Origin of the sequence: Okeania sp. SIO2F4 (assembly GCF_010672385.1) — a bacterium.
GTDB lineage: Bacteria > Cyanobacteriota > Cyanobacteriia > Cyanobacteriales > Microcoleaceae > Trichodesmium.
On record NZ_JAAHGT010000037.1, the window covers coordinates 1 to 26055 of the forward strand.

The 26055-nt window shown below is 33.6% G+C and carries 24 protein-coding genes and 1 pseudogene; 13 read left to right on the top strand and 12 right to left on the bottom strand.

Annotated features, from left to right (window positions below; translation table 11 throughout):
* Positions 1-171: 171 nt before the first annotated feature.
* From F6K22_RS41720 to F6K22_RS04330, 3 genes and pseudogenes are all read left to right on the top strand, one after another.
* Positions 172-393: pseudogene (locus F6K22_RS41720) on the top strand (tetratricopeptide repeat protein); the annotation flags it as partial.
* Between the two features lie 595 nt (positions 394-988).
* A complete protein-coding gene (locus F6K22_RS04325) occupies positions 989-1996 on the top strand; it encodes a calcium-binding protein (protein WP_293093721.1) in 1008 nt (335 codons plus the stop codon).
* Between the two features lie 1285 nt (positions 1997-3281).
* Complete coding sequence (locus F6K22_RS04330; RefSeq protein ID WP_293093723.1) at positions 3282-3476, top strand: hypothetical protein; 195 nt, start codon at positions 3282-3284, stop codon at positions 3474-3476.
* On the opposite strand, the gene F6K22_RS04335 is transcribed toward F6K22_RS04330, so the two are convergent.
* Both F6K22_RS04335 and F6K22_RS04340 read right to left on the bottom strand, forming a co-directional pair.
* Positions 3471-4241 (bottom strand): ABC transporter permease, encoded by a 771-nt coding sequence (locus tag F6K22_RS04335; protein WP_293093725.1) that lies wholly within the window; start codon positions 4239-4241, stop codon positions 3471-3473. The genes F6K22_RS04330 and F6K22_RS04335 overlap by 6 nt on opposite strands.
* Before the next feature lie 194 nt (positions 4242-4435).
* Positions 4436-4675: a hypothetical protein gene (locus F6K22_RS04340; protein WP_293093727.1), complete on the bottom strand. Its 240-nt coding sequence runs from the start codon at positions 4673-4675 to the stop codon at positions 4436-4438.
* Between the two features lie 448 nt (positions 4676-5123).
* On the opposite strand from F6K22_RS04340, the gene F6K22_RS04345 reads away from it, so the two are divergent.
* The 6 genes from F6K22_RS04345 (at position 5124) to F6K22_RS04370 (ending at position 11521) form a co-directional block, all read left to right on the top strand.
* Positions 5124-6275 carry a DegT/DnrJ/EryC1/StrS family aminotransferase gene (locus F6K22_RS04345; protein WP_293093729.1) on the top strand — a complete coding sequence of 384 codons (1152 nt, stop codon included), beginning with the start codon at positions 5124-5126 and terminating at the stop codon, positions 6273-6275.
* 692 nt (positions 6276-6967) lie between these two features.
* A complete protein-coding gene (locus tag F6K22_RS04350) occupies positions 6968-8677 on the top strand; it encodes an ABC1 kinase family protein (RefSeq protein WP_293093731.1) in 1710 nt (569 codons plus the stop codon).
* Positions 8678-9375: 698 nt separating this feature from the next.
* Positions 9376-9729: a hypothetical protein gene (locus F6K22_RS04355; RefSeq protein ID WP_293093733.1), complete on the top strand. Its 354-nt coding sequence runs from the start codon at positions 9376-9378 to the stop codon at positions 9727-9729.
* 178 nt (positions 9730-9907) lie between these two features.
* Positions 9908-10852 carry an NAD-dependent epimerase/dehydratase family protein gene (locus tag F6K22_RS04360; RefSeq protein ID WP_293093735.1) on the top strand — a complete coding sequence of 315 codons (945 nt, stop codon included), beginning with the start codon at positions 9908-9910 and terminating at the stop codon, positions 10850-10852.
* 45 nt (positions 10853-10897) lie between these two features.
* Positions 10898-11275 carry a sulfotransferase gene (locus tag F6K22_RS04365; protein WP_293093737.1) on the top strand — a complete coding sequence of 126 codons (378 nt, stop codon included), beginning with the start codon at positions 10898-10900 and terminating at the stop codon, positions 11273-11275.
* 12 nt (positions 11276-11287) lie between these two features.
* Positions 11288-11521, top strand: a complete 234-nt coding sequence (locus tag F6K22_RS04370; protein WP_293093739.1) for a sulfotransferase family protein — start codon at positions 11288-11290, stop codon at positions 11519-11521.
* A gap of 667 nt (positions 11522-12188) precedes the next feature.
* Here the strand turns inward: F6K22_RS04370 and F6K22_RS04375 are convergent.
* From F6K22_RS04375 to F6K22_RS04385, 3 genes are all read right to left on the bottom strand, one after another.
* A complete protein-coding gene (locus tag F6K22_RS04375) occupies positions 12189-12497 on the bottom strand; it encodes a hypothetical protein (RefSeq protein ID WP_293093742.1) in 309 nt (102 codons plus the stop codon).
* Positions 12484-12930 (bottom strand): hypothetical protein, encoded by a 447-nt coding sequence (locus F6K22_RS04380; RefSeq protein ID WP_293093744.1) that lies wholly within the window; start codon positions 12928-12930, stop codon positions 12484-12486. Before F6K22_RS04380 ends, F6K22_RS04375 begins: the two co-directional genes overlap by 14 nt.
* A 256-nt stretch (positions 12931-13186) precedes the next feature.
* Positions 13187-13978, bottom strand: a complete 792-nt coding sequence (locus F6K22_RS04385; RefSeq protein ID WP_293093746.1) for a hypothetical protein — start codon at positions 13976-13978, stop codon at positions 13187-13189.
* Between the two features lie 296 nt (positions 13979-14274).
* Between F6K22_RS04385 and F6K22_RS04390 the strand changes: the two genes are divergently transcribed.
* Positions 14275-14436, top strand: coding sequence for a hypothetical protein (locus tag F6K22_RS04390; RefSeq protein ID WP_293093748.1), 162 nt, complete (start codon positions 14275-14277; stop codon positions 14434-14436).
* A gap of 195 nt (positions 14437-14631) precedes the next feature.
* Here the strand turns inward: F6K22_RS04390 and F6K22_RS04395 are convergent, their stop codons facing one another.
* The 6 genes from F6K22_RS04395 to F6K22_RS04420 form a co-directional block, all read right to left on the bottom strand.
* Entirely contained in the window at positions 14632-15285 is a 654-nt protein-coding gene (locus F6K22_RS04395) for a hypothetical protein (protein WP_293093750.1), read from the bottom strand.
* A gap of 106 nt (positions 15286-15391) precedes the next feature.
* Entirely contained in the window at positions 15392-15514 is a 123-nt protein-coding gene (locus tag F6K22_RS04400) for a hypothetical protein (protein ID WP_293093753.1), read from the bottom strand.
* A 517-nt stretch (positions 15515-16031) separates the two neighbouring features.
* Complete coding sequence (locus F6K22_RS04405; RefSeq protein WP_293093756.1) at positions 16032-16964, bottom strand: Npun_R2821/Npun_R2822 family protein; 933 nt, start codon at positions 16962-16964, stop codon at positions 16032-16034.
* Complete coding sequence (locus tag F6K22_RS04410) at positions 16961-17956, bottom strand: Npun_R2821/Npun_R2822 family protein (protein ID WP_293093759.1); 996 nt, start codon at positions 17954-17956, stop codon at positions 16961-16963. Before F6K22_RS04410 ends, F6K22_RS04405 begins: the two co-directional genes overlap by 4 nt.
* A 21-nt stretch (positions 17957-17977) precedes the next feature.
* Entirely contained in the window at positions 17978-18946 is a 969-nt protein-coding gene (locus F6K22_RS04415) for a glycosyltransferase family 10 domain-containing protein (protein ID WP_293093762.1), read from the bottom strand.
* Between the two features lie 195 nt (positions 18947-19141).
* Positions 19142-20341 (bottom strand): glycosyltransferase family 4 protein, encoded by a 1200-nt coding sequence (locus F6K22_RS04420; protein ID WP_293093765.1) that lies wholly within the window; start codon positions 20339-20341, stop codon positions 19142-19144.
* Between the two features lie 751 nt (positions 20342-21092).
* Here F6K22_RS04420 and F6K22_RS04425 point away from each other — a divergent pair.
* The 3 genes from F6K22_RS04425 to F6K22_RS04435 all read left to right on the top strand — a co-directional run bounded on the left by F6K22_RS04425 (position 21093) and on the right by F6K22_RS04435 (position 25620).
* Positions 21093-22037 (top strand): hypothetical protein, encoded by a 945-nt coding sequence (locus F6K22_RS04425; RefSeq protein ID WP_293093768.1) that lies wholly within the window; start codon positions 21093-21095, stop codon positions 22035-22037.
* A gap of 412 nt (positions 22038-22449) precedes the next feature.
* Complete coding sequence (locus tag F6K22_RS04430) at positions 22450-23625, top strand: glycosyltransferase (RefSeq protein WP_293093771.1); 1176 nt, start codon at positions 22450-22452, stop codon at positions 23623-23625.
* A 699-nt stretch (positions 23626-24324) separates the two neighbouring features.
* Entirely contained in the window at positions 24325-25620 is a 1296-nt protein-coding gene (locus F6K22_RS04435; protein WP_293093774.1) for a glycosyltransferase, read from the top strand.
* An 11-nt stretch (positions 25621-25631) separates the two neighbouring features.
* Here F6K22_RS04435 and F6K22_RS04440 read toward each other — a convergent pair whose 3' ends face one another.
* The gene (locus tag F6K22_RS04440) at positions 25632-25775 is read right to left on the bottom strand and encodes a hypothetical protein (RefSeq protein ID WP_293093777.1); all 144 of its coding nucleotides are present in this window, start codon (positions 25773-25775) and stop codon (positions 25632-25634) included.
* Between the last annotated feature and the right edge of the window lie 280 nt (positions 25776-26055).

Consider the following 26055-nt stretch of genomic DNA (forward strand, 5'->3'; position numbering starts at 1 on the left):
GCTGATAGCTAATAGCTGATAGCTGAATGCTTACCACAAAATTATACTCAAGAATATTACAATCAAATGGGATATCAACTACAAAAGCAAGGAAAATTAGACGAAGATTTGATTGCTTATGCTCAAGTAATTGGAATTAATACCAAAAAATCTTGAGCTTATTATCATACACTAGGTGATATTTTTAGAGAAAATAATCGCTATAGAGAAGCAGTAGAAGCTTACCATCAAGCTATTAAAATAAAACCCGATTTTCCCTGGAGTCATTATCACTTAGGAGCAGTGTTAGAGAAACAAGGAAAATTAGATGAAGCTTTCACTTATTATCAAAATGTTATTAAACTTTATCCAAATTTATCTTATTACAAAAACAGGTTATATCAAGTCCCATAAATTAATCATAATAATACTAAATTCGGTTGATAAAGAAGCTTTACTATCAAGGTAATACATTTAATGCTGAAGGCAGAAGGATTAGACAGGAATTTTAAAAAAGGTACTTTTGATAACTGGATTTGATCTAAAAATGTTTTTCTTCTATGTTGAAAGTGCCTGTCAAATTTCCCTATGTTCCCTGTTCCCTAATAAAGTTTATTTTTCGGTATTTAAAGATTTGAAGAAAAATTAGGGTTATTTTTTCAAATGTCCGATGTCTCAACGTCTCGAAATTTGGTCAAAACTCCCAACCACGTGGAAGCCTCAACATTAACATTTCAGTGAATTAGCCTCGACAATTTCATTGACGGAGTTACCTCAAAAAATTCAGTCAATTCTTCAAGGTCAAATTCAAGGTCGAGTTTTAGTCAAAGTCTCGTCATCATGACAGTAACTTGAATATTTTTAAATCGCTTCATCAATAATTGCTTGAAATATTTAAAGGAAAAAATGAGAATCAAAAAATCATATTTCTGCCAAATTGGCGACACTAACTCTAGTGAATATCATACTCTAAATAGAGTTAACGAATAGAGGCTAAACAAAAATCGTAATGGCAAACATTTATCGAACCATGTTTAACGATATTGAGGGTACAAATGATAATGATACACTCAACGGGGGAGATGACCGGGACAGAATCCGTGGTCGAGCTGGTGATGACCTGATCTTTGGGAATGGTGGTGATGATGTTTTAGGAGGTGGAAGTGGTGAAGACACCATCTACGGCGGTACAGGAAATGACTTTATTTATCCGGGTCAGGATGGCAAAAAAACCTACTATGGAGAAGAAGGCGATGATCGAATAAATGGATTATATAGTGAAGATACCCTTAGAGGTGGTCCTGGAAATGATACCCTCAATGGAGGTATAAATACAGATTGGCTGTTTGGCGGAGAGGGTAATGATCGATTAGAAATCAGCTCCGATTTTGCTGAAGGTGGCGATGGAGCCGATACTTTCGCGTTTACAATCTCTTCTCGAACTACAACTACCCCAGAAAAGATTAGTGTGATTGAGGACTTTAATCCCGATGAAGGGGATAAAATTGAAATCAATTATGTTAAACACTTTCCTGTTTATGAACCTGAACCCGTCATCATCGAGCCAGTTGTCGCGGTTGCAGAATTTGTCTCATCTATTGCGGTAAATTCAGCTTTGACAGTAGAAGAAGCAACGATTGCGACAGATGTACAAGCTGTAGATTCTCTCACGAATTCTGATGTAGATTCCTCAAATCTTACAACTGCGACAGATGTACAAGCTGTAGCTCCCCTCACGAATTCTAATGTAGATTCCTCTAATAAGGATTTCAATCAATCAATTGATTTCTCTGATTTTAAGCTTAATAAAATAGATATTGATCTTGAGAATATAAATTTTGACCCGAACATCGAGATAATTTCTTTGAACAACGGAGTGTCAGTTAACGATGTCTCCTACAACTCCGAGACGGGTGCTCTGTTTTTGAAAGATATACAATTTGCTCAGTTATCACCAGGTCTTGATTTGGTTCCAGAGCAAGATGTTCATGTGGAGACTATTTATCCATTCTATTAGACATAGGCGTGAAAATTAAAAATAGAATCAATTCTTATCCAGAAATTATCAATTACTTCTCACTATTGCCTGTTATATGTTCCCTGTTCCCTCTTTTCCACCAGAGGTCTATTGACTATTTATCCATTCTAAGCTGTTCAGCATTTAACTTCGGATAACAGCACCACCCTTATTTTTAATTTTTCGTTCCCAGTTGATTTTTAATTCACCCTCATTTAAAACCCTATGCAACAAACTTTCCAATTCTTCAATAGATTTAAAAAAAAGAAGAATGTGATAAGTGGAGTCAATTAATGCCTTTGATGACTTGGCAGTTATGGTTGGCTCGTGAAAATATTATGGATAGTCTTTTACCGTGGGCTTAAACCTCAAGTCCAATTCTCCCCCGGAAGCACTGCTAGTGCTTGGAGTGAAGTTTCATTGGAGATTGGAACACCGACCTGTTTACCCAAACTCCGAGGAAAATCCCCCGGTTGGCCAAAAGGTCAAAAGAGAAATAAGAAACCGAACTTTTTTGTAATTGATGAACTGCTACTATTTTGGTTCTCAATATATTTCCTAGAGTGTAAATACCAGGAAAACTATATTCTGCATCATTCACAGAATTAACTCCCGAAATTATTGCCTGTGAAATAGTTAGTGTAATTATCCATAATAGAGGTAAACTGATTTAATTAGTTTTCTGATTTTTTTTAATTAATTTATAGTTCTAAATTTCCACAAATATAATATAATTTTTTCAAATAAATACGAATTTATCTAGAAGTAACTGAATTACTAAATGGTTCGATGATAGAGACATTGGCAGTAATTTTTTCTAGTAGACCTAAGTTTAATAAATTCTCAGGAGTATGAGCATATGGGATAAAAGAAACGTTAGCTTGTCTTATTTCTCTAGATATATCTTTACTTGTTTCTACCTGACCTCTGTTAGATAATAATTATGTTAGATAATAATTCTATTAAATAGTGTTTGATAAATTGGTCATGGATAAATATTGTCATTGATTAATTTTAAATTATACCAACTTCAATGAATACTGCTACATTAAATTTTTTTAGTAGCTAGGGGAAATCTTACTTGAGAAATATGGGAAAATCAAAAGTAAAGTTTCCCCAATTTCCTGCTGCCTAATCCTTTGGTGTCTGTCGCACCCCGCGGGGTCGCACCGCTATTCCCACCGAACCCGAATTACTACTCCCTACTCCCTACTCCCTACTCCCTAAATGAATACTGCTACATTAAATTTTTTTTAGTAGCTAGGGGAAATCTTACTTGAGAAATATGGGAAAATCAAAAGTAAAGTTTCCCCAATTTCCTACTGCCTACTCCTTTGGTGTCTGTCGCACCCCGCGGGGTCGCATCGCTATTCCCACCGAACCCGAATTACTATTCCCTACTCCCTACTCCCTACTCCCTGAAAAAATGAATTTTGTATCTCACTCTAAAGATAGGAATTGCTATAATCAACCTTTATAAATTTTTGAGTTGTGCATCCTGATTAAAAAATTGCCGACATAAACCATAAGTAACTAATAAACTTGTCACCAAATTTGCAAAAGCCAAAAGAAACATAATTAACATTTGATATGCCACAGCATCCAGAGGATTAACACCACTTAATAACTGACCAGTAACAATTCCAGGAAGGGTGACAATTCCAATTACACTCATCTGGTTTAAATTAGGTATTAATGCAGCACGAATAGCATCTTTTCTATATTTAGCAACTGCCTGTTGGGGTGTAGCTCCTAAACTTAAATAAGTTTCAATTTCTATGGAATTAGAATTAATTGTACTGACAAGTCTTTCTCCAGCGATCGCTGCTCCATTCATCGCATTTCCTAATACAATTCCCACTAAAGGAATTAAATATTGAGGTTCATACCAAGTTTCAGGTTTAATAACCAATAAATTTGTATAACTAATACTTAAAGTTGTACTGGTTAAAATCGAACCCCAAACTAAAGGTAATAACCGAGGTATTTTTTGACTAATTCTATTCCTAGCAACTAGAGAAGCAACTGTTAACATAACAGAGATAATAGCTATCACCAACCAAGGCTGTTTAGTTGTAAATACTATTGCTAATATATAGCCAACAAATATTAACTGTACAATAGTACGAACTGTAGCTATTAATAATTGCCATTCTAATCCTAATTTTTGCCAAGCTGAGAGAGCAATAGCTATAGCAATCAGTCCTAAAGCCATAGCTATATCAGTAATTGTTAATTGAATCATATTTATTTTTTAAACTTCAATTATACATTAGCAATAATACTAACAAACCTCACTAGAAGAATTAATTTCTAGTGAGGTTTTACTAATTTATGTTAATCTATATTTGAGTTCCTTGGAAAGAAATGATTTAGCTATTATTAGTTAATTAAAGTCACTGAAGCTAATAAAGCTCTGGCATAATATGAATCTTGATACTAGCTAGAAGCATCACTCATTTCATCATAATTTACACCAAGTTCAGGAGGATTTTGCAGATTTGACTGATAAGTGTCGGACATGGCTTCCCACATTAATCCACCAAGATGATCGCGACATCTTTTCTGTATACTTTCAATCATCTTGTCGTTGTAGTAATATTTTACTTCTTCCCAATAAACTTTTTGCTCTTTTCCACTTTCTTTGTTTTGAACCTTAATCGCAGAATATGTTGACATAAGTATCCCTCTAAATAATTTTTTTAGTGTATTTATTAACAAGATTAGGATTAATTATTGCTGGCAATTCCAAATTTTAATTAAATCACCAATAACCAATAATTTTTTTGACTAATCTTTCTATATATAAACTTACTAAAGTCAAGGTTAGTTATGTTACTACCAAAAGTCGTAAATTAAGAAAAATTTCTCTGAGCTTAATTTAAAAAAAATCTATCTTTAGATTGTGGCAAGATTTATATTTATTATTTTTATAAAAATTACTTTACGGGATTTTTCACTTTATTAGACCACAGTAGGGAAATTCCATCAAATCTCCCTACACTATTTAGTCTGTGTTCCATTTATACTGAAAACTTCTATAACAGTAGCTCCTTTGCTTGGAGCCGTTTATCATATCAATAATTTTTACTAGCCTTTTATATCCTTTTAATTTATTACTCTTAATATGACTCATATTCCTCCCCTAGATTTGACACAACAGTATAAAATTATTGGTGAAGAGATAAACACCAAAGTTCAAGAGGTACTTGCTTCTGGTCGCTACATTGGTGGTTCTATTGTTGATGACTTTGAACAACAATTTGCTAACTATATAAACGTACCTCATTGTGTATCTTGTAATTCTGGCACTGATGCTCTATTTCTAGCTTTGCGAGCTGTAAATATTGGACTTGGAGATGAAGTAATTACTACTCCTTTCACTTTTTTTGCTACTGCTGAAGTAATTAGTGCAGTAGGAGCAACTCCAATTTTTATCGATATTGACCCCCAGACTTTTAACTTAGATATTCAACAACTTGAAGCAGCTATAACTGAAAAAACAAAAGCTATTTTACCAGTACATTTATTTGGTCAACCTGTAGATATGACCAGGTTGATGGCGATCGCTCGCCAGTATAACTTAATAGTCATAGAAGACTGTGCCCAAGCTACCGGAGCAGAATGGCAGAACCAAAAAGTCGGAACTTTTGGTGATATTGGTTGTTTTAGTTTTTTTCCTACTAAAAATTTAGGAGCTTTTGGAGATGGAGGTGCTCTGACCACAAATAATCCGGCGATCGCTACTCAAGTGCGGATACTCAAAAATCATGGACAGTCTGCCAAATATTTTTATGAACACATCGGTATTAACAGTCGTCTCGATACCATACAAGCTGCAATTCTGCAAGTTAAGTTACGTTATCTAGATATTTGGAATCAGCAACGTCGTGACTCAGCAGATATTTACCATAAATTTCTTAGTGGCATAACTGCTGTAGTTCCTCCTCAAGAGTTACCTGGAGGTAAATGTGTTTGGAATCAATACACAATTATGCTTAAAAGTCAAGATTTAGAAGCTACAGCAAAGTCTCATTTTTCTAGTTCTCTGCGCGATTGGGTTCGTATTCAGCTACAAAACAAGGGAATAGGTTCAGCAATCTACTATCCCACACCTTTACATTTACAGCCTGTTTACAAATCTTTAGCATACCGTCAGTTGCCAATTGTAGAACAAATTTGCCATCAGGTTTTGTCCTTGCCTATGTTTCCTGAACTTTCTCAGTCACAACAAGAACAAGTTATATTTGCTTTGAAAGATTGTTTACAACAACTTTAACAAAACAAACTCAGAAGTCAGATAGGGGAGGCGTCGGATTGGCGAGTTAGAGAAATTGTTTTTGTAACGGGCATTTTGAGCAACTATCCAAAAGGATTTTACCTTAAAAGGTGGGGTGGCGCGACCAAATTATTTTGATAATAGTTTAGACTTTAATATTTCTTTAAAATTTCTTTGGGAAATTTGTAGTTTTGTATACTATACTTAATGAAAATAAAAAAAAGTTAATGTAAGACAGCAAGGGTCAAACTTTATATACCTTCTGAATTACTGAAAATCTGCCATTAGTTAAGTAGAAAAAGGGAGCAATACACAAGAAAAAGATGAAGGAAAAATTTCAGCTCGAGAAATATAACTAAGTACAGAAGAGTAACAATTACCCTTTATTTATTTGTGTGGTGAAACACCCTCCCCTTTTTTCAGATGGCTTATGCAAAAACCCTATATATAGTAAATCAAAACTATAGTGCCACACTATGTGTAGTGTTGAAGCCTAAAAAAGCCGTAAGTCATATTTAACTCAAACCATTGAAAAAGGTGTTCATTAATTGATAATGAACAATGGATAATGGATAATGAAAACTCTCTCTAAATTATTAATTATTAATTATTAATTATTAATTATCCATTACACCTTCAGCTTATAAGAACGATAAATAAAAAATATAAAATTTAAGAGGAAAATATTAAAAGTGGGTGAAAATCACTTGAGTTCAAATAGACGGTACGATCCAGAAGCGATCGCTGAATATTACCATTACCGTCTTTGGTTAGTAATCTGGAGATTTCTGGTTATAGTTTTTTCTTTTGCTAGTTTTCTTTTGGGAGTTTTGTGGGACAAATGGCGATATCAAAAAGTAGAAGATACTCCCGAACGAGCGACTCAACTGCGAAAAATACTAACTCGCTTAGGACCAACATTTATTAAAGTAGGTCAGGCACTATCCACAAGACCCGACTTAATTCGGAAAGACTTCTTAGAAGAACTAATAAAATTACAAGACCAGTTAGCACCTTTTGACAACAAGACAGCCATCTCAATTATTGAGACAGAATTAGGCCAAAACATCAACAATATATATAGCGAAATCTCTCCCAGACCAGTTGCAGCAGCTAGTCTGGGTCAAGTTTATCAGGCAAAACTTCAGAGTGGCGAAAATGTAGCAATAAAAGTTCAAAGACCCAACCTACTACCCATCATAACTCTTGATTTATTCTTAATGCGTTGGGCAGCAAGTTGGTTAGCTCCGTGGTTGCCTCTGAATCTCGGCCACGATCTATCCCTAATCGTAGATGAATTTGGCACAAAGCTATTTGAAGAGATTGACTATATAAATGAAGGGCGTAATGCAGAAAGATTTGCGACCTATTTTGCTGATGACCCAAGTGTGAAAGTACCATCAATATATTGGCGTTATACTACTATCCATGTTTTGACCTTGGAATGGATTGATGGTATTAAATTATTAGATACGGAAAGAGTTCAAGCAGCAGGTCTTGATACTGATACTCTAATTACAGTAGGTGTAACTAGCGGTTTACGTCAGTTACTAGAGTTTGGCTTTTTTCATGCAGATCCTCATCCTGGCAACTTATTTGCCTTAACAGATGGTCGAATGGCCTACATTGATTTTGGCATGATGGATCAACTGGAGCAGGAAACTAAAGAAAATTTGGTTGACTCAGTAATTCATTTGATTAATAAAGATTATCAGGAGTTGGCTAAAGATTTTGTCAAGCTTGGGTTTCTTGCACCGGATGTGAATATTCAGCCAATCATACCAGCTCTGGAAATTGTACTGGGAGATGTTCTGGGCGAGAAAGTCAAGGATTTTAACTTTAAGACAATTACAGATAAGTTCTCGGAATTAATGTATGATTACCCTTTCCGAGTACCTGCTAAGTTTGCTCTGATTATTCGTTCTCTAGTTACCGAAGAGGGTTTAGCTCTTTCCCTAAATCCAGATTTTAGAATTGTAGATGTAGCTTATCCTTATGTGGCAAGAAGGTTATTAAAAGGTGAGTCCCCAGCATTACGTCGTCGGTTGATTGAAGTATTATTTAAAGATGGAAAGTTTCAGTGGCAAAGGCTAGAAAATTTAATTGGTATAGCTCGGACAGATCAAAATTTTGATATACTACCTACTGCCCAATTAGGTTTACAATATCTTTTGAGCGAAGAGGGTGAATTTCTCCGAAAACAATTGATACTAGCAATGGTAGAAGACGATCGGATTCACACAGAAGAGGTTAGTCGTCTGTGGGGTTTAATTCAAGATGACCTTCAACCAAGTCGTTTGTTTAATCTTGCCCTGGGTGCTCTAGCAGAATTTTCCACAGACAGAGCTGCGGCAATTTTACCTTCTGTAATGGCAATGACAAATTCTCAAGCAAGGAGTTAGGACTCAGGAGCTGATTGCTGGTATTAAAATCCCTGGCAATTTCAGGCAATAATAGATAAAGGGGAAGTTAATCAATTTTTTAGGGTGGGTCTACCCGAAGTTAAGTCTGTAGACTGGAATAGGCCCACCTCCCTGGTTGCAGCAGGAAGCAAGCTTGAAAACTTTTGATTGCCATGTTTTTCATGGTTTTGCCAGAATTTGGTAGGTATTGTACAGCAGTCAGAATTGAATAGTATATTTTGCAAATCACTAGGAAAATAAGGAATAAGTCGTCATAATTTTTCCCTAAAATCTCCTGTTAGTGAATAATTAAACGAGTATTATACTTTAATTATTATTGAGCAAAAAGAAAATTAATTAATTGATGTCTTGATATTACTGAATTAAAGGTCAAAATTAATTAGTTAATTCTGGTAAAGTCAAATTATGACTAAAAGCAAAACAGTTTTTCTTGGATGAATAATTATGTAATATCGACTTAGCATTACTCAAGCATAATATTTGTAGGTTGGATTGACGAAGGAAACCCAACAAAAACTGGTTTATCCAAGTTGGGTTGCTCCTTTGGAAAAGCTTTCCTATTAAATGCTACGCATTACCACGATATGAAAAACAGAAGCTATGCGGAGCAGGAAAAAGCTTAGTTTAACCAACCTACTTTAGAAGATAAAAAGTATCAATCAAGGAAGTATTTTTTTGTGTATAATCTGCCTCAACCTCCCTATATTTTAATTGCAGTTGGTTTGTTGATGAGTTTATCTTCGGGAGTAGTATTTGCTAAATTAATTAAGCAACTGGTTCAAGATTGGTCAGAAAATCCTGCTACTTGCAACATAGAAACTATGAGAGGATTAACATTACAAATTCCTTATTTAGGTACTGCTAGTGGTGCATTAATTTTTTTATCCTCAAGTTTACAGTTATTTGGATTTACTAATTTAGTTGCTTATTCTATTTGTTTGCCTTTAACTCTAGGAACTGGCTTAGTTGTCTGGATTCAGCTTACTAAAATTTTAGATAAGATGGAACGGGGTATCAAGGAAGAAAATTGAAATTTTCCAATCGAGATTTGAACATATATATAGCAGTTGTCAGGGCGGTTATAACATTCTTGCCGATCTCAAATATTAGTCCGTGCTACGAATTTAACTTCTGACTTCTAACTTCAGCTATACTCCCTATTAATTTCAAGAAATAGTCAATCTAATAATATAGATATAGCAAAAAAAAATGAGTAATATTATCGTAACAGGAGTAGGTGGATTTATTGGCTCTCATTTAGCAGAAACTCTTTTAAATCAAGGAGAAAAAGTAATAGGCATCGATCAATTTAATGATTACTATGACCCTGCTTTGAAGCGTCAGAATATTTCTCAATTTAAAGACCATTCCGCTTTTCAATTGATAGAAAATGATATTCAATCTTTAAATTGGTCAGAGTTACTGACAGATGTAGATATAGTTTATCACCAAGCTGCCCAAGCAGGTGTTCGTGCTAGTTGGGGTGAAGGTTTTCGTGCTTATACAGAACGTAATATAAATGCTACTCAAATAATTTTAGAAGCTGCTAAAGATGCGCCCAACTTGAAAAGGTTAGTTTATGCTTCTACTTCCTCTGTATATGGTAATGCTGAAACTTTTCCCACTCCTGAGACTATTTGTCCTCAACCAGTATCCCCTTATGGAATTACTAAGTTAGCAGCAGAACGATTAGGTAAGCTGTATCATCAGAATTTTGGTGTACCCTGTGTATATTTGCGCTACTTTACAGTGTACGGTCCTCGCCAAAGACCTGATATGGCCTTTCATAAATTTTTTAAGTGGATTTTGCAAGATGAACCAATTTCTATTTATGGGGATGGTCAGCAAACTAGAGACTTTACTTTTGTGAGTGATGCAATAGCAGCTAACTTAGCAGCAGGTACAGTACCGGAAGCAGTGGGTGAGGTATTTAATATAGGTGGGGGTAGTCGGGTAGTATTAGCAGAAGTTATTAATATGATGGAGGAAATAGTAGGACGTCCAATTAAGAAAAATTTTGTGGAAAAAGCTAGGGGAGATGCTCGTCATACCAGTGCTGATGTTTCTAAGGCGCAGAAAATTTTGGGTTATCAACCTCAAGTTTCTTTGAAAGAGGGGTTGCAAAGAGAATGGGAATGGGTAAAGTCATTGTAGGTGTTAATTTCCTTCAGAGATAATCAATTATTTGGCAATTAACTTATGGATCACAAAAAAGTCATTTTTATTTTTGGGATAGGTCGTTCTGGTTCGACTTTATTAGATTTAATGCTAGGTAGTCATCCCCAAACTTTTTCTTTGGGAGAAATTAGTAAGTTGCCCAAATTCGTAAAGAAAGGAAAAAGAAATTTAGCTGCTTTAGAAGAAAGTAGGTTTTGGATAGATAATTTTGACGAAGCAGAGTTGAAGAGATTTGCTGCTGGAATTAGTAATCATAGATTAAACAAATATATTCCTTTGAAGATTGAAAGATTTGTCAGAGGGTTAGTAGGGAAGGATAATATTCTTAACCCATATACTATTCTTTTTGAGAAAACAAAAACTCAAATATTGGTTGATTCGAGTAAATATTTTCCGTAGGTTTCCCAGCAATTGAAAAATAGGGAGTTTCAAAAGGGTGCGATCTATCCTTATGTAATTCGGATGGTTAGAGATGGTAGAGCAGTAGTTAATTCATATTCGAGAATTTATCCAGATAAGACTAGATCGGAAATTAGTCAAAAGTGGGTAAGACTATTTAAAGAACAGCAAGATTTTTATGACAATTTTTCTGGAGGTCAAAAAATGCTTGTTCGTTATGAAGAGTTAGCGAGTAAACCAGAATAAGTATTAACTAATATCTGTCGGTTTTTAGGAATAGAATTTTGCCCCGATATGGTTGAGTTTTAGAAACACGAACACCATCATATTGTTGGCAGTCGAGGTACTAATGCTTTAATCAGAAAATATAGAGGTTTAAAACAAAAAGGAGTGGAAGAAATTCACAGCAGTTATTATGAATAACAGGGTTTCCAAATTAAGTTAGATTTGCGGTGGAAAAATGAGTTATCTGCGGAGAATTTAGCAACCTTTAATTCTCTAGCAGAGGAACTGAATAAACCTTATGAGTGGAATATTGATTGAATTATAATAAAATTAGTTTTTAGCTGAATTCCCTTGTAGGAAGTAAAATAAATTGATATTTAGGGTTTGCTGAAGAAGTCTTTTTAAGGAGTAGGGGAGTGGGGGAGTAATTTTTTTGCCCAACTCTTGCCCAAAACCCTAACTTTTTGCAGCTCGTAAGACCGAAAACCTAGCATTTTTTAAAATCTCCAAAAAGGCTAAAACCTCTATCTGTCAGTGCTTTGAGATTTAATCAGCAGAGCAATATTTATGATTAATAGACCTATCCAAAAATCAAAAATAAAATCAATTCTTATCCATAAATCATCAGTTATTTCTCCTTCCAATTAAGTTTTATCTCTATTTCTTGATTGATAAATAACAACTATATTTAGGATTTCCCAATTGGTAAACTTTCTGTACCAGGAATATAACCAAATATCTTCTCTGAATAGTCTATTAATTCTTGATTGTTCAATAAACTGCAATATAATGGGTCGTTAACAAATTCTTGCCACCTCCCTAAAACATTCATTTCAGAGCCTTTACTTTGAAAACTAAGCCCATCGAAAGAGCTCCCGCTACCTTGCCATTTTACTTCATTAATACCTGCATCAGAAAACTCTAAATTCAACTGTGAAGATAGTTCCTGACGATAATTTATATCTGCAAACCACTTATTGTAACTAATTACATACAACTTTATTGTTCTTCAAATACTGTGTTTCACCCAAGTATTCTTGAGCATAAAAAATCCATAAATCAACAATAGTTTTATTTTTATTTCTGACTGTCATATAGTCCTTCTTAAGTCTACTTGCCATCAAATTAAAAGGATCTCTGAGGATTAATACATCATACCTGACTGCACTTTTTCCTAGATAAATATCATGTTTATTCTCAAAACTTTGAGAAGCTATTTGTTCAAGTTCATAATCCTCATAACTATAAATTAAACAATCTTTTTTAAGAAAATCACCACTAGCTTCTCTTCTTAATTTTTCCTGAGGATAATGTTCGTATAAAAAACGGTAAGGGTTTCTTTTAACCGGAACTTTATTAAGATGCCATACTTCTCCATGATGCCGTTTTCTCATCCAATTAATAATAGCATGATTACCTGTACGTCTCAAGCCAACAACTCTAATTTCTTTGTGATTAACTATCTCATTGTTTTGCCATAAGATAGTTCTAAATATATCATCAATACCATAACCTAGCTGTCACTTCCACAGTCGTAATTTGTTAAGTATATATGTATTTTTGTATGTATTTTTTTGACTCAAATTTTTCATAATTCAATTCTAGCATTTCACCCAACAACTCTAATAAATATTCAATCTATTTGATATTATCCTCGGTGTTTATAGCAACCCGATTTTGTACTGCTCATCGATAATAAAAATTAAAATCTCTTAAAGCCATTATCCTAGTTTTATTTAAACGATAATGATAACCTATTCTCTTGCTTAACTTATCCCAGAATTTAGCCTTTGGTCTACTATGAGAAGCATCCCAATGTTTTCTTACTCGATCAAGCTTCTGCCAAGCTTCACTATCAACTCTACTATTAACATTCCATCCTACTTTTGCTGCTGCTAATCCCATGAGATTTCCATCTCCTACATGAAATCCTTTCAATTCCATATATGTTGAAATTTTACCCCAAGTCTCTAAAAATTCTATTTCTCTGCCTTCATCTCGAACTATAGTATATAAGGATTCACCTATCCAACTGGCATTATTAAATGATTCTTCTGAAATATGTAACTTATCAGCAACCTTTTTTAAATCTGCAAATCTGTGAGAATGATATTTGTTGAAGTGCTGCACTAAATTTCCTTGACCTCCAGTGATTCCGGGGTTCCATTTAATATCTTCAGGTATGGTATCTACAATTTTTGTATCCGCATCAATATGAATAGTTACTCTGAATAATGATAAAGCTGCTTGAAAAACGAATCGTCGATCGTTATAGCAAAATAAAATCCCTTGTTGCTGATGCTTGAAAGCGATAACGTTTTGGTATTTACTAAAATCATCTGGTTCATCTGTGCAAATTACTAATGATGTGCCTGGAGAATATTTTTCCAAATCTCTAATTAATTCCTTAGCAATTTCACGGTATCTTTGACCTAGAACCAAAGTACAAAAACAAAAATCTTTAGTGCTATTACTCATAGTTTTTCCTTTCAAAAGTTAATACTTTTCTTTACTTTATTCCAGATTCTTTGTCCTAAACTTTTTTTCCTCTCTGTTTTTTGAGGATAGTGGGTTGGTTTAAATTCCCCCAAATATCGATAATGCTCCCAAATATCCCAATCAGGACATCCTGGTTCAATCTTAATTCCCGCCCAGTGCAAATATTGCAACGGTTTGCCCCCTGCTAACTAGTTGAAATGACCTTAAAAAAATCTTTTAGCAAAGGATTAAACAAATAAAAATCCCTTTTAAATTGTTTTATAGCATTTTTCATATTGATAGGGATAGAAGAAATCCACGGTAGTTATGATGAAGAACTGGGTTTACAGATTAAGTTAGATTTGCGTTGGAAAAATGAGTTATCTGTGGAGAATTTGGCTATTTTTAATTCTCTCGCAGGGGAACTAAATAAACCTTATGAGTGGAATATTGATTGAATTCTAATAAAATTAATTTTTAGGTGAATTCTCTTGTAGGATGTCACATAAATATTTAGGGTTCTGCTGAAAAAAAGCAGAATTTGAGGGAGGGTTGTTGTGTGAGGAGTGAGAATCTTGTCTGCTCAAAATGCTAACTTTTTGCAGCTTGTCAAAAAGAATTCAGACTCTTAACATTTACGTTATAAATTAGTTCTAATTGTTTTTGATTTGCCCATCAAAACACCGATATATTTCTTGATATCCTGAATTAGTAATTTTTAAAATCAATAAACGAATCCAAAACACTAACTTCTTTTTCAATCTTTTATTTATTTTTACAAAGATATTCGGATAATAAGCAATACTTCTTCTTTCTTTTAAAAATTGTAATTCTTGTTCATTAACTTCTTGTTCTTTGCGAATTTTTGCAAGGGTTACTCTGTCTTTGAAAAATTTAATTCTTTTCTCGTAATCATAATTAAGGGGAAATTCTGCTTTAGCTGCTGCTAATCCTATAATATTACCTTCACCAGCATAGATACTTTTAAGTTCAAAATAACCAGCAAGTATTTCCCATGTTTTTAGAAAATCATCGAATTTTTCATTTTTAGTTACTGTAAAAAAATATTCTTGAACAAATTTGGCTTTTTCTAAGTTGATTTGCCAATAATTAGCAACTTTTGTAATTATTTCTTGGTTTAACCAATATTTTTTATTTCTAATGTTTGGTCGATCATTTTTTTTAGTCATAAATTTAATCATACTGCATGAGCTAAAAGCAAGTATTCCAGGTGAAAACTCTAGATATTCCGGTAATTTTTCTGAAATTCTTATATCTGCATCTACAAAGATACAACTATTATACATAGATAAAGCTTTCTCTAAAACTAATCTTTTGTCATTATAGATTTTTACACTCTGACCTTGATATTTATAAGCTAAAACATTGGATTGCTTATCAAAATATTTGGGATTATTTAGTTAAAATCACTAATTTAGTTTCAGGAGCATATATTTCAATATTTTTGGCTAAAAGCAAAGCTAGTTGTTGATATTCTTTCCCTACTGCTAGTGTGGCAAAACAATATTCTTTCATTTTTTCATCTCTCCTTTGAAATCTATTTTTTAATTGTTCAAGTTTTTCTTATAGTTGAATTGTAGGTCTTTCTATTGTTTCAGTTTTACTTAAATAACAAGAGCAGTTTTTAGTGATTTGAAGTAATTCTGAACCTGTTTTTTTTGTATGAGCCAATCATTTAATAACCGAACTGGAGATAAAAAATCTTTGTAGTAATATACTTTCATAGATCATTAACTTTATAGAAGCCATTTGGGATCTATAGATTGGGATTTTGGGGAGAGAAGAAAGTTTGGCGAGAGGGGGGAGTAGGAGAGTGGGATAGTAGCGAAGATAGTGCTATAGAGGACATTAATAGGGATGTTTTTCCTCTATTCTATTTCTCTCACTCTTGACTCAAGATCCAAAAAACTACAGTTTTCCAAAGATACCAAATGGGTTCTATATAGTACCTTGCCGTAACTTATGTTCTAATTTCTAACTTTAGACTTGAGTCAAAGGTACTAATAACTGATAACTGATAACTAAAATGACCCTAACTTTTCTTGATTTGCCGAGCTATATTTTTAACTTTATCAATAAACCTTTGCCCTACACTTTTTTTCTTTTCAGTTTTTTGTGGATGGTAAGTAGGTTTAACTTCGCCCAGATATCGATAATGCTCCCAAATATCCCAATAAGGGCACCCTGGTTCAATCCGAAAACCTGCCCAATGTAAATATTGTACGGGTTTACCTACTTTAGGGTCAATCAAGCGATCGCCTTCCTGTTGAAAATGGGGACTACCTGCCCAACTTCCGGGACCTTTACCTTCTGGCCGTCTAACTAGATTCAGTCGCCGAGAAATATGTTTTAATACTATGTAGTTGAAAATTGGCTGGTCTGTGGTTTTTTCAGAAAAGTCAAAATATTCGGTATGGGCAGCACATTCGGCAAATGTTTCATATAATTCATTTTCTGTAAATAGGTTTTTCTTTGATGCCCACCACCCACTATTAAATACATCTTTAAGTTGTTCTTCAGTGAATATTTTATCTTCAATAACTTTGGATGTAAAGACATTTTTAATCCCACTTAAATATTGATAGTCACAACACAGAAAATCGTAATCTTCCAGATATCTGAGATTATCAGCTATTTTTTCAAATACAACAATATCAACATCTATATACAGAAATTCATCGAACGGTCCGAACCAACAAGCTTGTTTTTTTTGTTTGTTAGGAGTGTTAAAAAAGCCTTGACCAAAAATACTATATAGTTGATTGCAAAGATTATCTACAAATTCTAGGTCTGGATAAATTTCTACTCCATATTTACTTGTAACTATTTCTGCTACCTGCTGATAATTTTCATCAAAAGGAATCATCATAATTGGAGTATCAGAATCATATAATCTGATACTTTTCAGCAGAGCAATTGTGTTATCAAGTACCTTATCATTGGCGACAATGTAAATTCCTTTCATTTTGATAATCCAATTTTCTTGAAGATTTTATCAATTAAACTTGGTGGCGGATTATAAGGTTTTGGTTTCCCGATAAACTTAGGTCTTTTCTCTGGTTCGTGGAGATAGCGATAATATAAAAATATATCTCGATAAGGAATATCAATATTTTCTCCAGCACAAATTTTAGCAAATGCTTTAGATGAAACTCCAATATAATGAAGATATGTTAACCGCTTACCACGATCGTAAACAATATGGTCTTGCTCTTCAAAATGTTTAGAGGTAACACTGTTACCTGTTCTTTCATTTGGAGGCAAACTAATAGCTAAATTCTTAAATTTCAAATTTAACCGCATAACCATATAATTCAGAATAGTTTGGTCAGGAGCCATTGGATATAAAACTTCTGCCTCACCATCCTGAAGTTTACTCAATAACCAATCTCTTTTTTCGGCATCAAATATATCTTTTTTACTACCATAAAATCCCGAACAAAATACCTCAGATGCCAGACGTTCTGAGGTAAATAATTCATTCATTTTAGTAGAATAAACATCATAAACATGAGTCAAATCTTTATATTGAAAATCATAAATAACCCAATCATTTTGATTTAGTTGCTGAAAAACTACATCCAAAGGAGACATTAATATAGTATCAGCATCCATATAAATGAAACGGTCAAAAGGTCCATCAAATGCACCATAACGACGATGAGTACCAATTCGATGATAAGACTCACTCCCTACCTCACTCCAACGTTGACGAGCAGTGGGGTGAGTATCCCAAACATCACGAACAAATTTATCCCACTTTTCAATTGACTGGCGATCGCTATACAACTGTACATTTGGTCTCCTAGCAATTTCAGCCTGAATTTTTTCAGTATTGTCATTATAGGGATAAACACATACTGGCATCTCTGGTCCCTGAATTGCTTCTATACTATTTAACAGTGCCACAAGTTGGTCATAAACAACATCATTTCCAAGAGTACAAATACCATCCATAAATAAATCTTAAATTTCTAGTTAGGAAAATTTCGTGACAAATTCAGATAACCAATTGAGTAGATTAAGTTTGTGAAGAATAATCTGTCTAGCCTCAGCAATTGCATTTTTAGCCTCATGCCAAGCATCAGAAGTAGAAGTAACCTCTTTTATGTATGATAGCCCTTTTTCATCCATACTTGGCAGTCTCAAAAAACTACCAGGGGGCAATAACTTATCTGCTCCTGGACCTCCATAATAAATTGGCAAACACCAACATAATAGAGCATCCCACAATTTCTCACTGACATACAAATTATTATCAGCATAATTTTCTATTGAGAGGTTGTAATAATAAGGAGCCATTGCGTGCCACTTATTTTGAACTTCCCCTGAAGTTTTAGCCCAATCTGGTAAACCACGGCCATACAAATCAAACTCAAACTCACTTTCTTGTACAAACTTTAGAAATGCCAGACGTTGACGATGGTTAATTGTACGACTAATACCAGAAGTAATCCAACTACAAGTTTTTACTTTTTCTGGTACTCCCATCTCATTCAGTTCTCGAAATGAATTACCTACATACCAAATAGCAGGCATATAATCTGGTACTGGTGCAAAATCATCTGGCCCAGAAACATAACTGGAATAAATTTTTGCTTGTTCATAATTGAACTTATTGTATTCTACTACTTTATCTAAAGGTGGTTCTCTAAGTAAAAAAATAGTTTTTTCTTTGGAGACCCCACGCAATTTTTCTCTAATATCTGGTTCTGTTTTGTTGGGTTTATATAAATGCTTTATGTATTCCCGCCATGATTTAGCTTGATTTTGTGTTTTACGGGGAAAATCAAACTGATACATTAAGAGGAAATCTGGTTGGGGATGATTTGCATCCATAATTATATTTCCCCACTTACCAAAACTATGGGGAGTTTGTTTCCATAACCAATCACATTGGTTTAAACCTCGGTAACTGGTCAGCATTCCAACAATTTTTTCACTCATTTTTTTTACCTATAAAATTATTTTTTCTTTTGACAAAAAAAGAGGATTTCCGACCTAAAAAATGGTATTTGAGCTATTAATTATGACTCCCGAATCCTAACTTTAAATATGTAATATTTTTTGAGATATTAATCTAGATAAATTTTCATACTTTCTCTCTTTCTTCTTCCTTCTTCCTTTAGCTGAGTGCTGACATCAAGATATTTTTTCTGGGCGCATAGATTCATCAACATAACTCATTATCTTACTAATCCGATTTTCACAAGAAAACTCTTTAGCATATTCAATACTTTTTATATATCCTTCTTCTTTTCTAGGATTAGTTAAAAGAACCTTTTGAATACATTGGGAAAATGCAACAGGGTGATCTGGTTCACACCAACCTGCAACCACATTTGATGACTTAAACTCTTCCAAAGGTGGTATTTCAGTTGCTATCATTGGAGTTCCCGATGCTAGGTAATCGAAAAATTTTAGTGGAGAAGTAAAAGTTGCTGCCTGAGTCATACAGTGAGGATGAGCAAGAATATCTGCTGCTTGTAGTAAAGTAGCTAATTCACTTTGAGCTAAGAAACCCAAAAAAGTTACATTATTAGCTTGTTTTTTTATAGCTTGTTGTTGATAAGTTTTTACTTGTGACTCATCACCTCCAGCAAATGCAAATTGAATTTGTGGAAGTTCTTTAGCTACATCAATTAACATATCGATCCCTTTAAATTGATACAATCCTCCAGAGTAAACAACTAAATGCTGACTATTATTTTTCAAGAGTTTTTCACGCCACTTTTGAGCTGCTTCTGGTTGCCTCTGTGTAAACCCAATATTAAAACCATTATGAAGCTTGATGATTTTATTAGCGGGCATTCCATTTTCGATCGTACTTTCTCTAACTGTATCGGCAACAGTTATTGATATTGGAAACAGAGGACTGTTGACAATTTTTAGGTCAAACTTGCGGTCCTTGTGGTGGTGTTGTTCATAGATTACTGGTACTCCATGTTTAATTGCTACTTCCACAAAATTCCCGTCCCTAGTATGTACAATTTTTGCATGAGCAAGTATATGAAATCGGAAATAATACTTTGATACGACTGTACTTACACTTGTCCATTTTCCACCCCATGTATCTATAGGCCACGGTATGGGTAATTTGACTACTTTTGATTTATCTTGAATATTGTATGCTCTTACTAATTTTGGCTCCGCTTTTTTCGGTTGAAATGGACGTAACCATTTGACTGGGTTTGAGGCATCTTGACCTTGAGAAATACAGGCTAATACAGTTGAGTACCCCAGGTTAGCAGCAGCATTAGGGGAATGAGCTACTTGAACTTGGCTTGCTATATTTGGTAGAGGTAAAGCTCTTCTAGTAAAAAAGATATAATGTTTTGACATTACTATACTATCCTAAACATTATGAATTGATGATTAATTAGTTTAAACGAGTATATCAAATGCTTAAGTTATCTGATTATGATTAAATCAATAATCTACAATCTTATTGTTAGGGAAAACCTTTTGGGGTAAGCTCTTAAGCAAACCTCTCTCCCAAAAAAATTGATTGTTGGTATCTCACCAGTATGTGGATTATCATATCACATACATAATTATAGTCATTTCAAATAAGGATGAAACACTTTTTTAGCTGAAACCCTTTATAGGTAAAGAAACACTCGTCCCAGTCTTATTCAGAATGACTATATAAACGCAAAAGTTAAACTTTAAAAAGCTCTAGTAAAGATATTGACACAATGTAGAAAAAAATGATAAATAAATAGTTTATACCCATATTATTAACCATGGTTAAACCAATGAGTATTGATAGTTTAGAAAAAATCTCTACAAAAAAAGTCAGTTGCTGTCTTTTATCCCTTATTTTCTGGTGGAGGAGAGGATCACAATCAGTTGGTTTGTGGATATTATAAGCTTAAAAAAAGGGTTTCTTGTTCATAATTGAACTTATTTTATTCCACTACTTTTTTGTCTAAATACTAACTGATGCAATAGGCATCTCCAAAAATGCCAATTTGGGAACAGCGGTGTAATAGTTTGAGAACTTTTTATGGAGAAGTCTAATAGGAAAGCGTTATGTCAAGTGAAAATTTTCCATATTTCTGTCCAGCATTTTAATAAGGAGGTATAATTAATGTTATCTAATAGCTGTTCACTATCAATCTTAGTAGCAAGAACAGACATACCTTTTATGATGCATACTATTCCTCATCTAGTGAGAATGAGTAATTTTAATTTTATCGAAAGAGTTTTGTGTATGGATACAGCACCTCTATCTGGAGATAAAGTTATGCGCCCTGGTATTGGAACTCTAAGTGACCTTAGAGATTGCTGTAATACACTGATAAGTGAAGGTATTGTAGATAAAGTTGTGGATATTAACTATGACCAAACTTATCAACAAAAAATGTACCAAAAGCATTTTGGTAGTCCGATTAAACCCACTCATAACTATAAAGGTTATCCAATTTTGGGGTCAATTTTTCACATAGAATCTGTACCTGGAGATTATGTATTGCATTATGACAGTGATATGCTTCTACATCAGGAAGCAGATTATAGTTGGATAGATGAAGGTATGAAGTTGATGGAGCAACATCCCGAAATAATGGCAATTAGACCATTGACAGGACCTCCAACTAAGGATGGTACTATATACCAACAAAATAAGCCCCTAAAACCAGAAGCAGGGGGGTTTTATAAATTCAAATTTTTTAGCAGTAGGGTCTATCTGATTAACCGTAAACGCTTTGATAAGTTACTGCCATTACCAGTTCTGTGGCGTTCTTACAAAAAAAAGTTTCTTAATCAATTACCACTAAGCCTAAGGACTATCTTAAACTACTATACTGGTAAAGGCAAGCTGGATTCTTGGGAGATTATGGTATCTATGAAGTTAGAGAAAACTAATTATGTACGAGCAAGTATGAGTTCTCCCAAGGCGTGGACAATTCATCCTAAAGATCGCAGTCCAGAATTTATCAGAGCTTTGCCAGATATCATAGAAAAAATAGAGAAAGGATGGTATCCACTTGAGCAAGCTGGACACTATGACTTGATTTCAAAATACTGGCTTTGAGTAAACTAAAGTTAACTTAAAAATCTAAGTTTTTGCCCTGTCTTTACCAAGGGAGCTTTATGTTATTTAACTTAAATCAACATGGAAATTTAGCTCCCCTTCAAACTCTATGGAAGATAATTTTCATTTGAAATAGGAAACCAAGTCCTATTAAAAAGGGAGTAGCTAATAGTCAAGAAGGGAAAAAAGCTCTCGTAAAGATATTTACATGATCTAGAAAAAAATTATACATTACCTTACTAATGGACAATTAATCAATCTGCTTTACAGTCTTCTATTTCAAGAGAAAAAAGTGCTAGGAAATTGCCTTATATTCAATTCCGTTACGGTTTTAAATGAGGAGATTATCCATTATTGATTATCAATTAATGAATAGTATATTTATTTTTAAGTAAAAAACATCGTTAAACCAATGAGTATTGATAGTTTAGAAAAAGTCTCTACAAAAAAGTCAGTTGCTGTCTTTTATCCCTTATTTTCTGGTGGAGGTGCAGAATCAGTTTGTCTGTGGATATTAGAAGCTTTAAAAGAAACATATGATCTGACACTATTTACTCTTTTTGATGTAGATTTTGACAAACTAAATTCCATGTATGGAACTCAACTTTCTCAGGAAATAGTAAAAGTTAAGCTAATCTTTCCTACAGTAACTCAGGGTTCGTTAAAATTCTTATTTGCGAATAATAGAAAGTTAACAATCTTAGCAATGCATCTTCTGCTACGCTATCTAAAAGCTCATAATCAGGAATATGATTTACTATTATCTGGTTACAATGCTGTAGATTTTGGTCGTGTAGGAATTCAATATGTTCATTGGGTTAATGTGATTCCCTGTGATGGACTGTACGGTAAAATTTCTAACTTCTCCTTAGAGAATATCAAACTTAATATATCAATTACAAATTCCTTTGTGGTATCTAAATACTTCAAAGATAAATATGCTGTTGATTCTAAAGTTGTGTATCCACCTGTTTTAGTTGATCCTCAAAATATATCTTGGGAGCAAAAAGAAAATGCTTTTATTTGTAGTGGAAGATGGACAGCAGCTAAAGCTCCTCATAAAGCTATTCAGATATTGAAAAAAGTTCGTCAAAAAGGGTTTGATGTTAAGCTCTACATTACAGGAGGGGGGGGAGGAATATATGGGTGGAAATATAAACGAACATTGACAAAAATGGCCAAAGAAAATAGTGAATGGGTAGAATTATGTGAAAATCTACCTTATAAAGACTACGTTAACATTCTATCTAAGTGTAGATATGGTATTCACTGCAAACTAGAACCATTTGGTATTTCAATAGCAGAGATGATGAAAGCAGGTGCAATACCTGTTGTCAAGAGTAAACGAGAAAACCCACCAGGACAAGTGGAGATACTTGGAGAAGAGAATCAAGAGTTATTTTTTGAAAATAAAGATGAAGCTGTAGAAAAAATAACTAATATTCTCCAAGATTCAGGTATACAGCAAAAACTTCAAGCATCTCTGCTCAAGAGAAAAGATATTTTTTCTACTGATAAATTTATGACTGGTATTCGTCAGGTTGTCAAAAATTATTTTGAACAATATGATGCCTCTCATATAAATTAAATATAGCAATACTATTTGAGTCATGTAAAAAACATCTGGGTTTTTAATACTATATATTTTCAGTATAAAAAATAAAAAATAGTAAGACTGATTTGAAAAGCGGTTATTCTAGGACTAATTTTTATTTTCTTACACTAAGAGCTGATTTATAAACTTAGTGGGACTTACACATTTTATAGGCAGAAAAATGCTTGTTTGCGCAGGATTCCGTAGGAAAAGTCACTCTAGGCAAAGGAATTACGTCAAAGCCCTAAAAATGGCTAAAACCCTTGGAAATAAAGGAATTATACCTTTTCGACGTAAAAGCCTATGACTGTCTATATTTGAGCCTATTTTTTACTACTTTTTTGTGTAAGTCCCGTTAGCTTAAACCCTTATATAACCTAACTTTCAGTCATTTAGTGCGATTGAACTATAAATCCCAAGACCCTCTTATTGCAAGAAATTCAGCCTCTTGATATTTACTTTATAAATCAGCTCTAATGATTCGCATAAAATAAGTAGAATCTCAACAAATAAGAGTTAGCGCTAGCGATCGCTGCTATTGATAATTTAGCCAAATGTGCAGAAAAAAATTATTATATATCCAGGGCAGATGTTGTATAATCAAGAAATGATGCTACCCTTGTTATTAGGTAGACGAAGCGTGACATTAGGAAACAGTTAATACCTTAGTTTATAGTAAATTTTTGAGCAACCATGAAATTGATAGTTCCTATTGAGTTTTATCGTCAAGGTGGAGTAGAAAGGGTAATTTGTGGAACCATAGAAAGATTGATTGAACTTGAAGAAGTAGAAGAAATAATATTAGTATTGCCGAAAAAAGAAATTCCTTATTTTCAAGAAAAGTTGCCTAAATCTCCAAAAATTAAATACGAATCATTTACATTACCCTCTAAATCTTTACAATCTCGAATACTTTCTTTGATTAATAAGTTTTCATCTTTATCGGGTAATTTTAAGGCGGAAAAATTTACAAAGTTTTTGAAGCGTCTCCGGCGTAAATATCAGAGTGAATTCAGTATCAAATATTTAGCTAATCATTATCAAGCTACTCATTGTTTGTACTTTCTCATCAATCTATTAAATCCTCCTAATCTAAATATTCATCTAGCAATGGTAAGCCATGATTTGTTTTGGAGATTTGCGCCTCTGAGTTATCCAGAATCCTATGTGAGAAAGTATGATTTAAACCTATTAGAATGGCTGAAAAAAGTTGATATTGTTTTTGCTGTTTCTCAAAAAACTCGCCAAGACATTATCTCAATATTTCCAGAGTTTAGTGACAAAATAACAACTATACCTAACTCTGGTTTTCCGACGAAATCAAATGCTTCAAGAGAGATTTTTAGTTTAGGAGAAAATTCCTCTGAATCTAATGAAGAATTGCCAATTTTTTATTTACCTTCTTCTTTTGGTATTTACAAAGACCACTTGAGTTTGTTAAAAGCAGGTATTAAACTTGCAGAAAAAAAGTTGAAGTTTAAAATAGTTTTGATTGGTAAAGAAACAGATAATTTGATTGCGGGGAAAATCACCTTATCTCAGCAAAAGAACACTCAAGAATATATTGATTATCTACATCAATGTCAGGAAATATCTCAGAATAATCAAAATATAATGCAGGAATATTTTGAGGGGTTAGGATATTGTTCGGATGAAGATGTGGAAAAATGGTATAGGAATTCTTCTTGTGTAGTTTTTCCTTCTAAATATGAAGGTTTTGGTTTAGCTTTATCGGAGGCAGTTGTTAGAGGAATACCTGCTATTGTGTCAGATTTAGAAGTTTTTCGAGAGCAGGTAGATATTTATAAATGTAGCGACTTGGTAGATTTTTTCCCAATGGGTGATGTGGATGCTTTAGCAAATTGTATGGAAAAATTCATTCTCAATCCTCGGAAGAGGTTATCTGCTGAAGAAATAGATACACGCTTTTCTCATTGGACTTGGAGAGAGACTGCGAAAGAGTATGTTCGTCTTTTAGGAGAGTTGTAAAAAGTTTAATGCTAAATTGAATTTTCAAAAGCAATAAAATTGAGTGGTGGATCTAAACTATAAATTAAGGGAATAGCAAAAAATAAATTATCAGATTTTTGAGTAGACTGATTTATTTCGCTGCCTAATTTGCCTACTGAGTAGGTAGGTTGCATGTAACTTCCCTACCTGCTCCCTACTCAATAAATTCCGGGTAATTGTATGTTTTTTTATTTGGAAGTCCCTAAGTGGTATTTACCCACCCCACTCAGAAGTTAAGTATCAAAATTTAACTAAGATGTTTGAGTGAAAGTAATAGTCTGCTTAGAAGGCGATCGCTCACTGCTCGATCTAAAATCTAGTAACTAAGACGTTATAGTTTCAATCAAAGTATATAGTCAGTTTTCTCCTAGGACGAAAAAGTAGGCTGTTAAGTTGAATTTTCAAAATAAATTT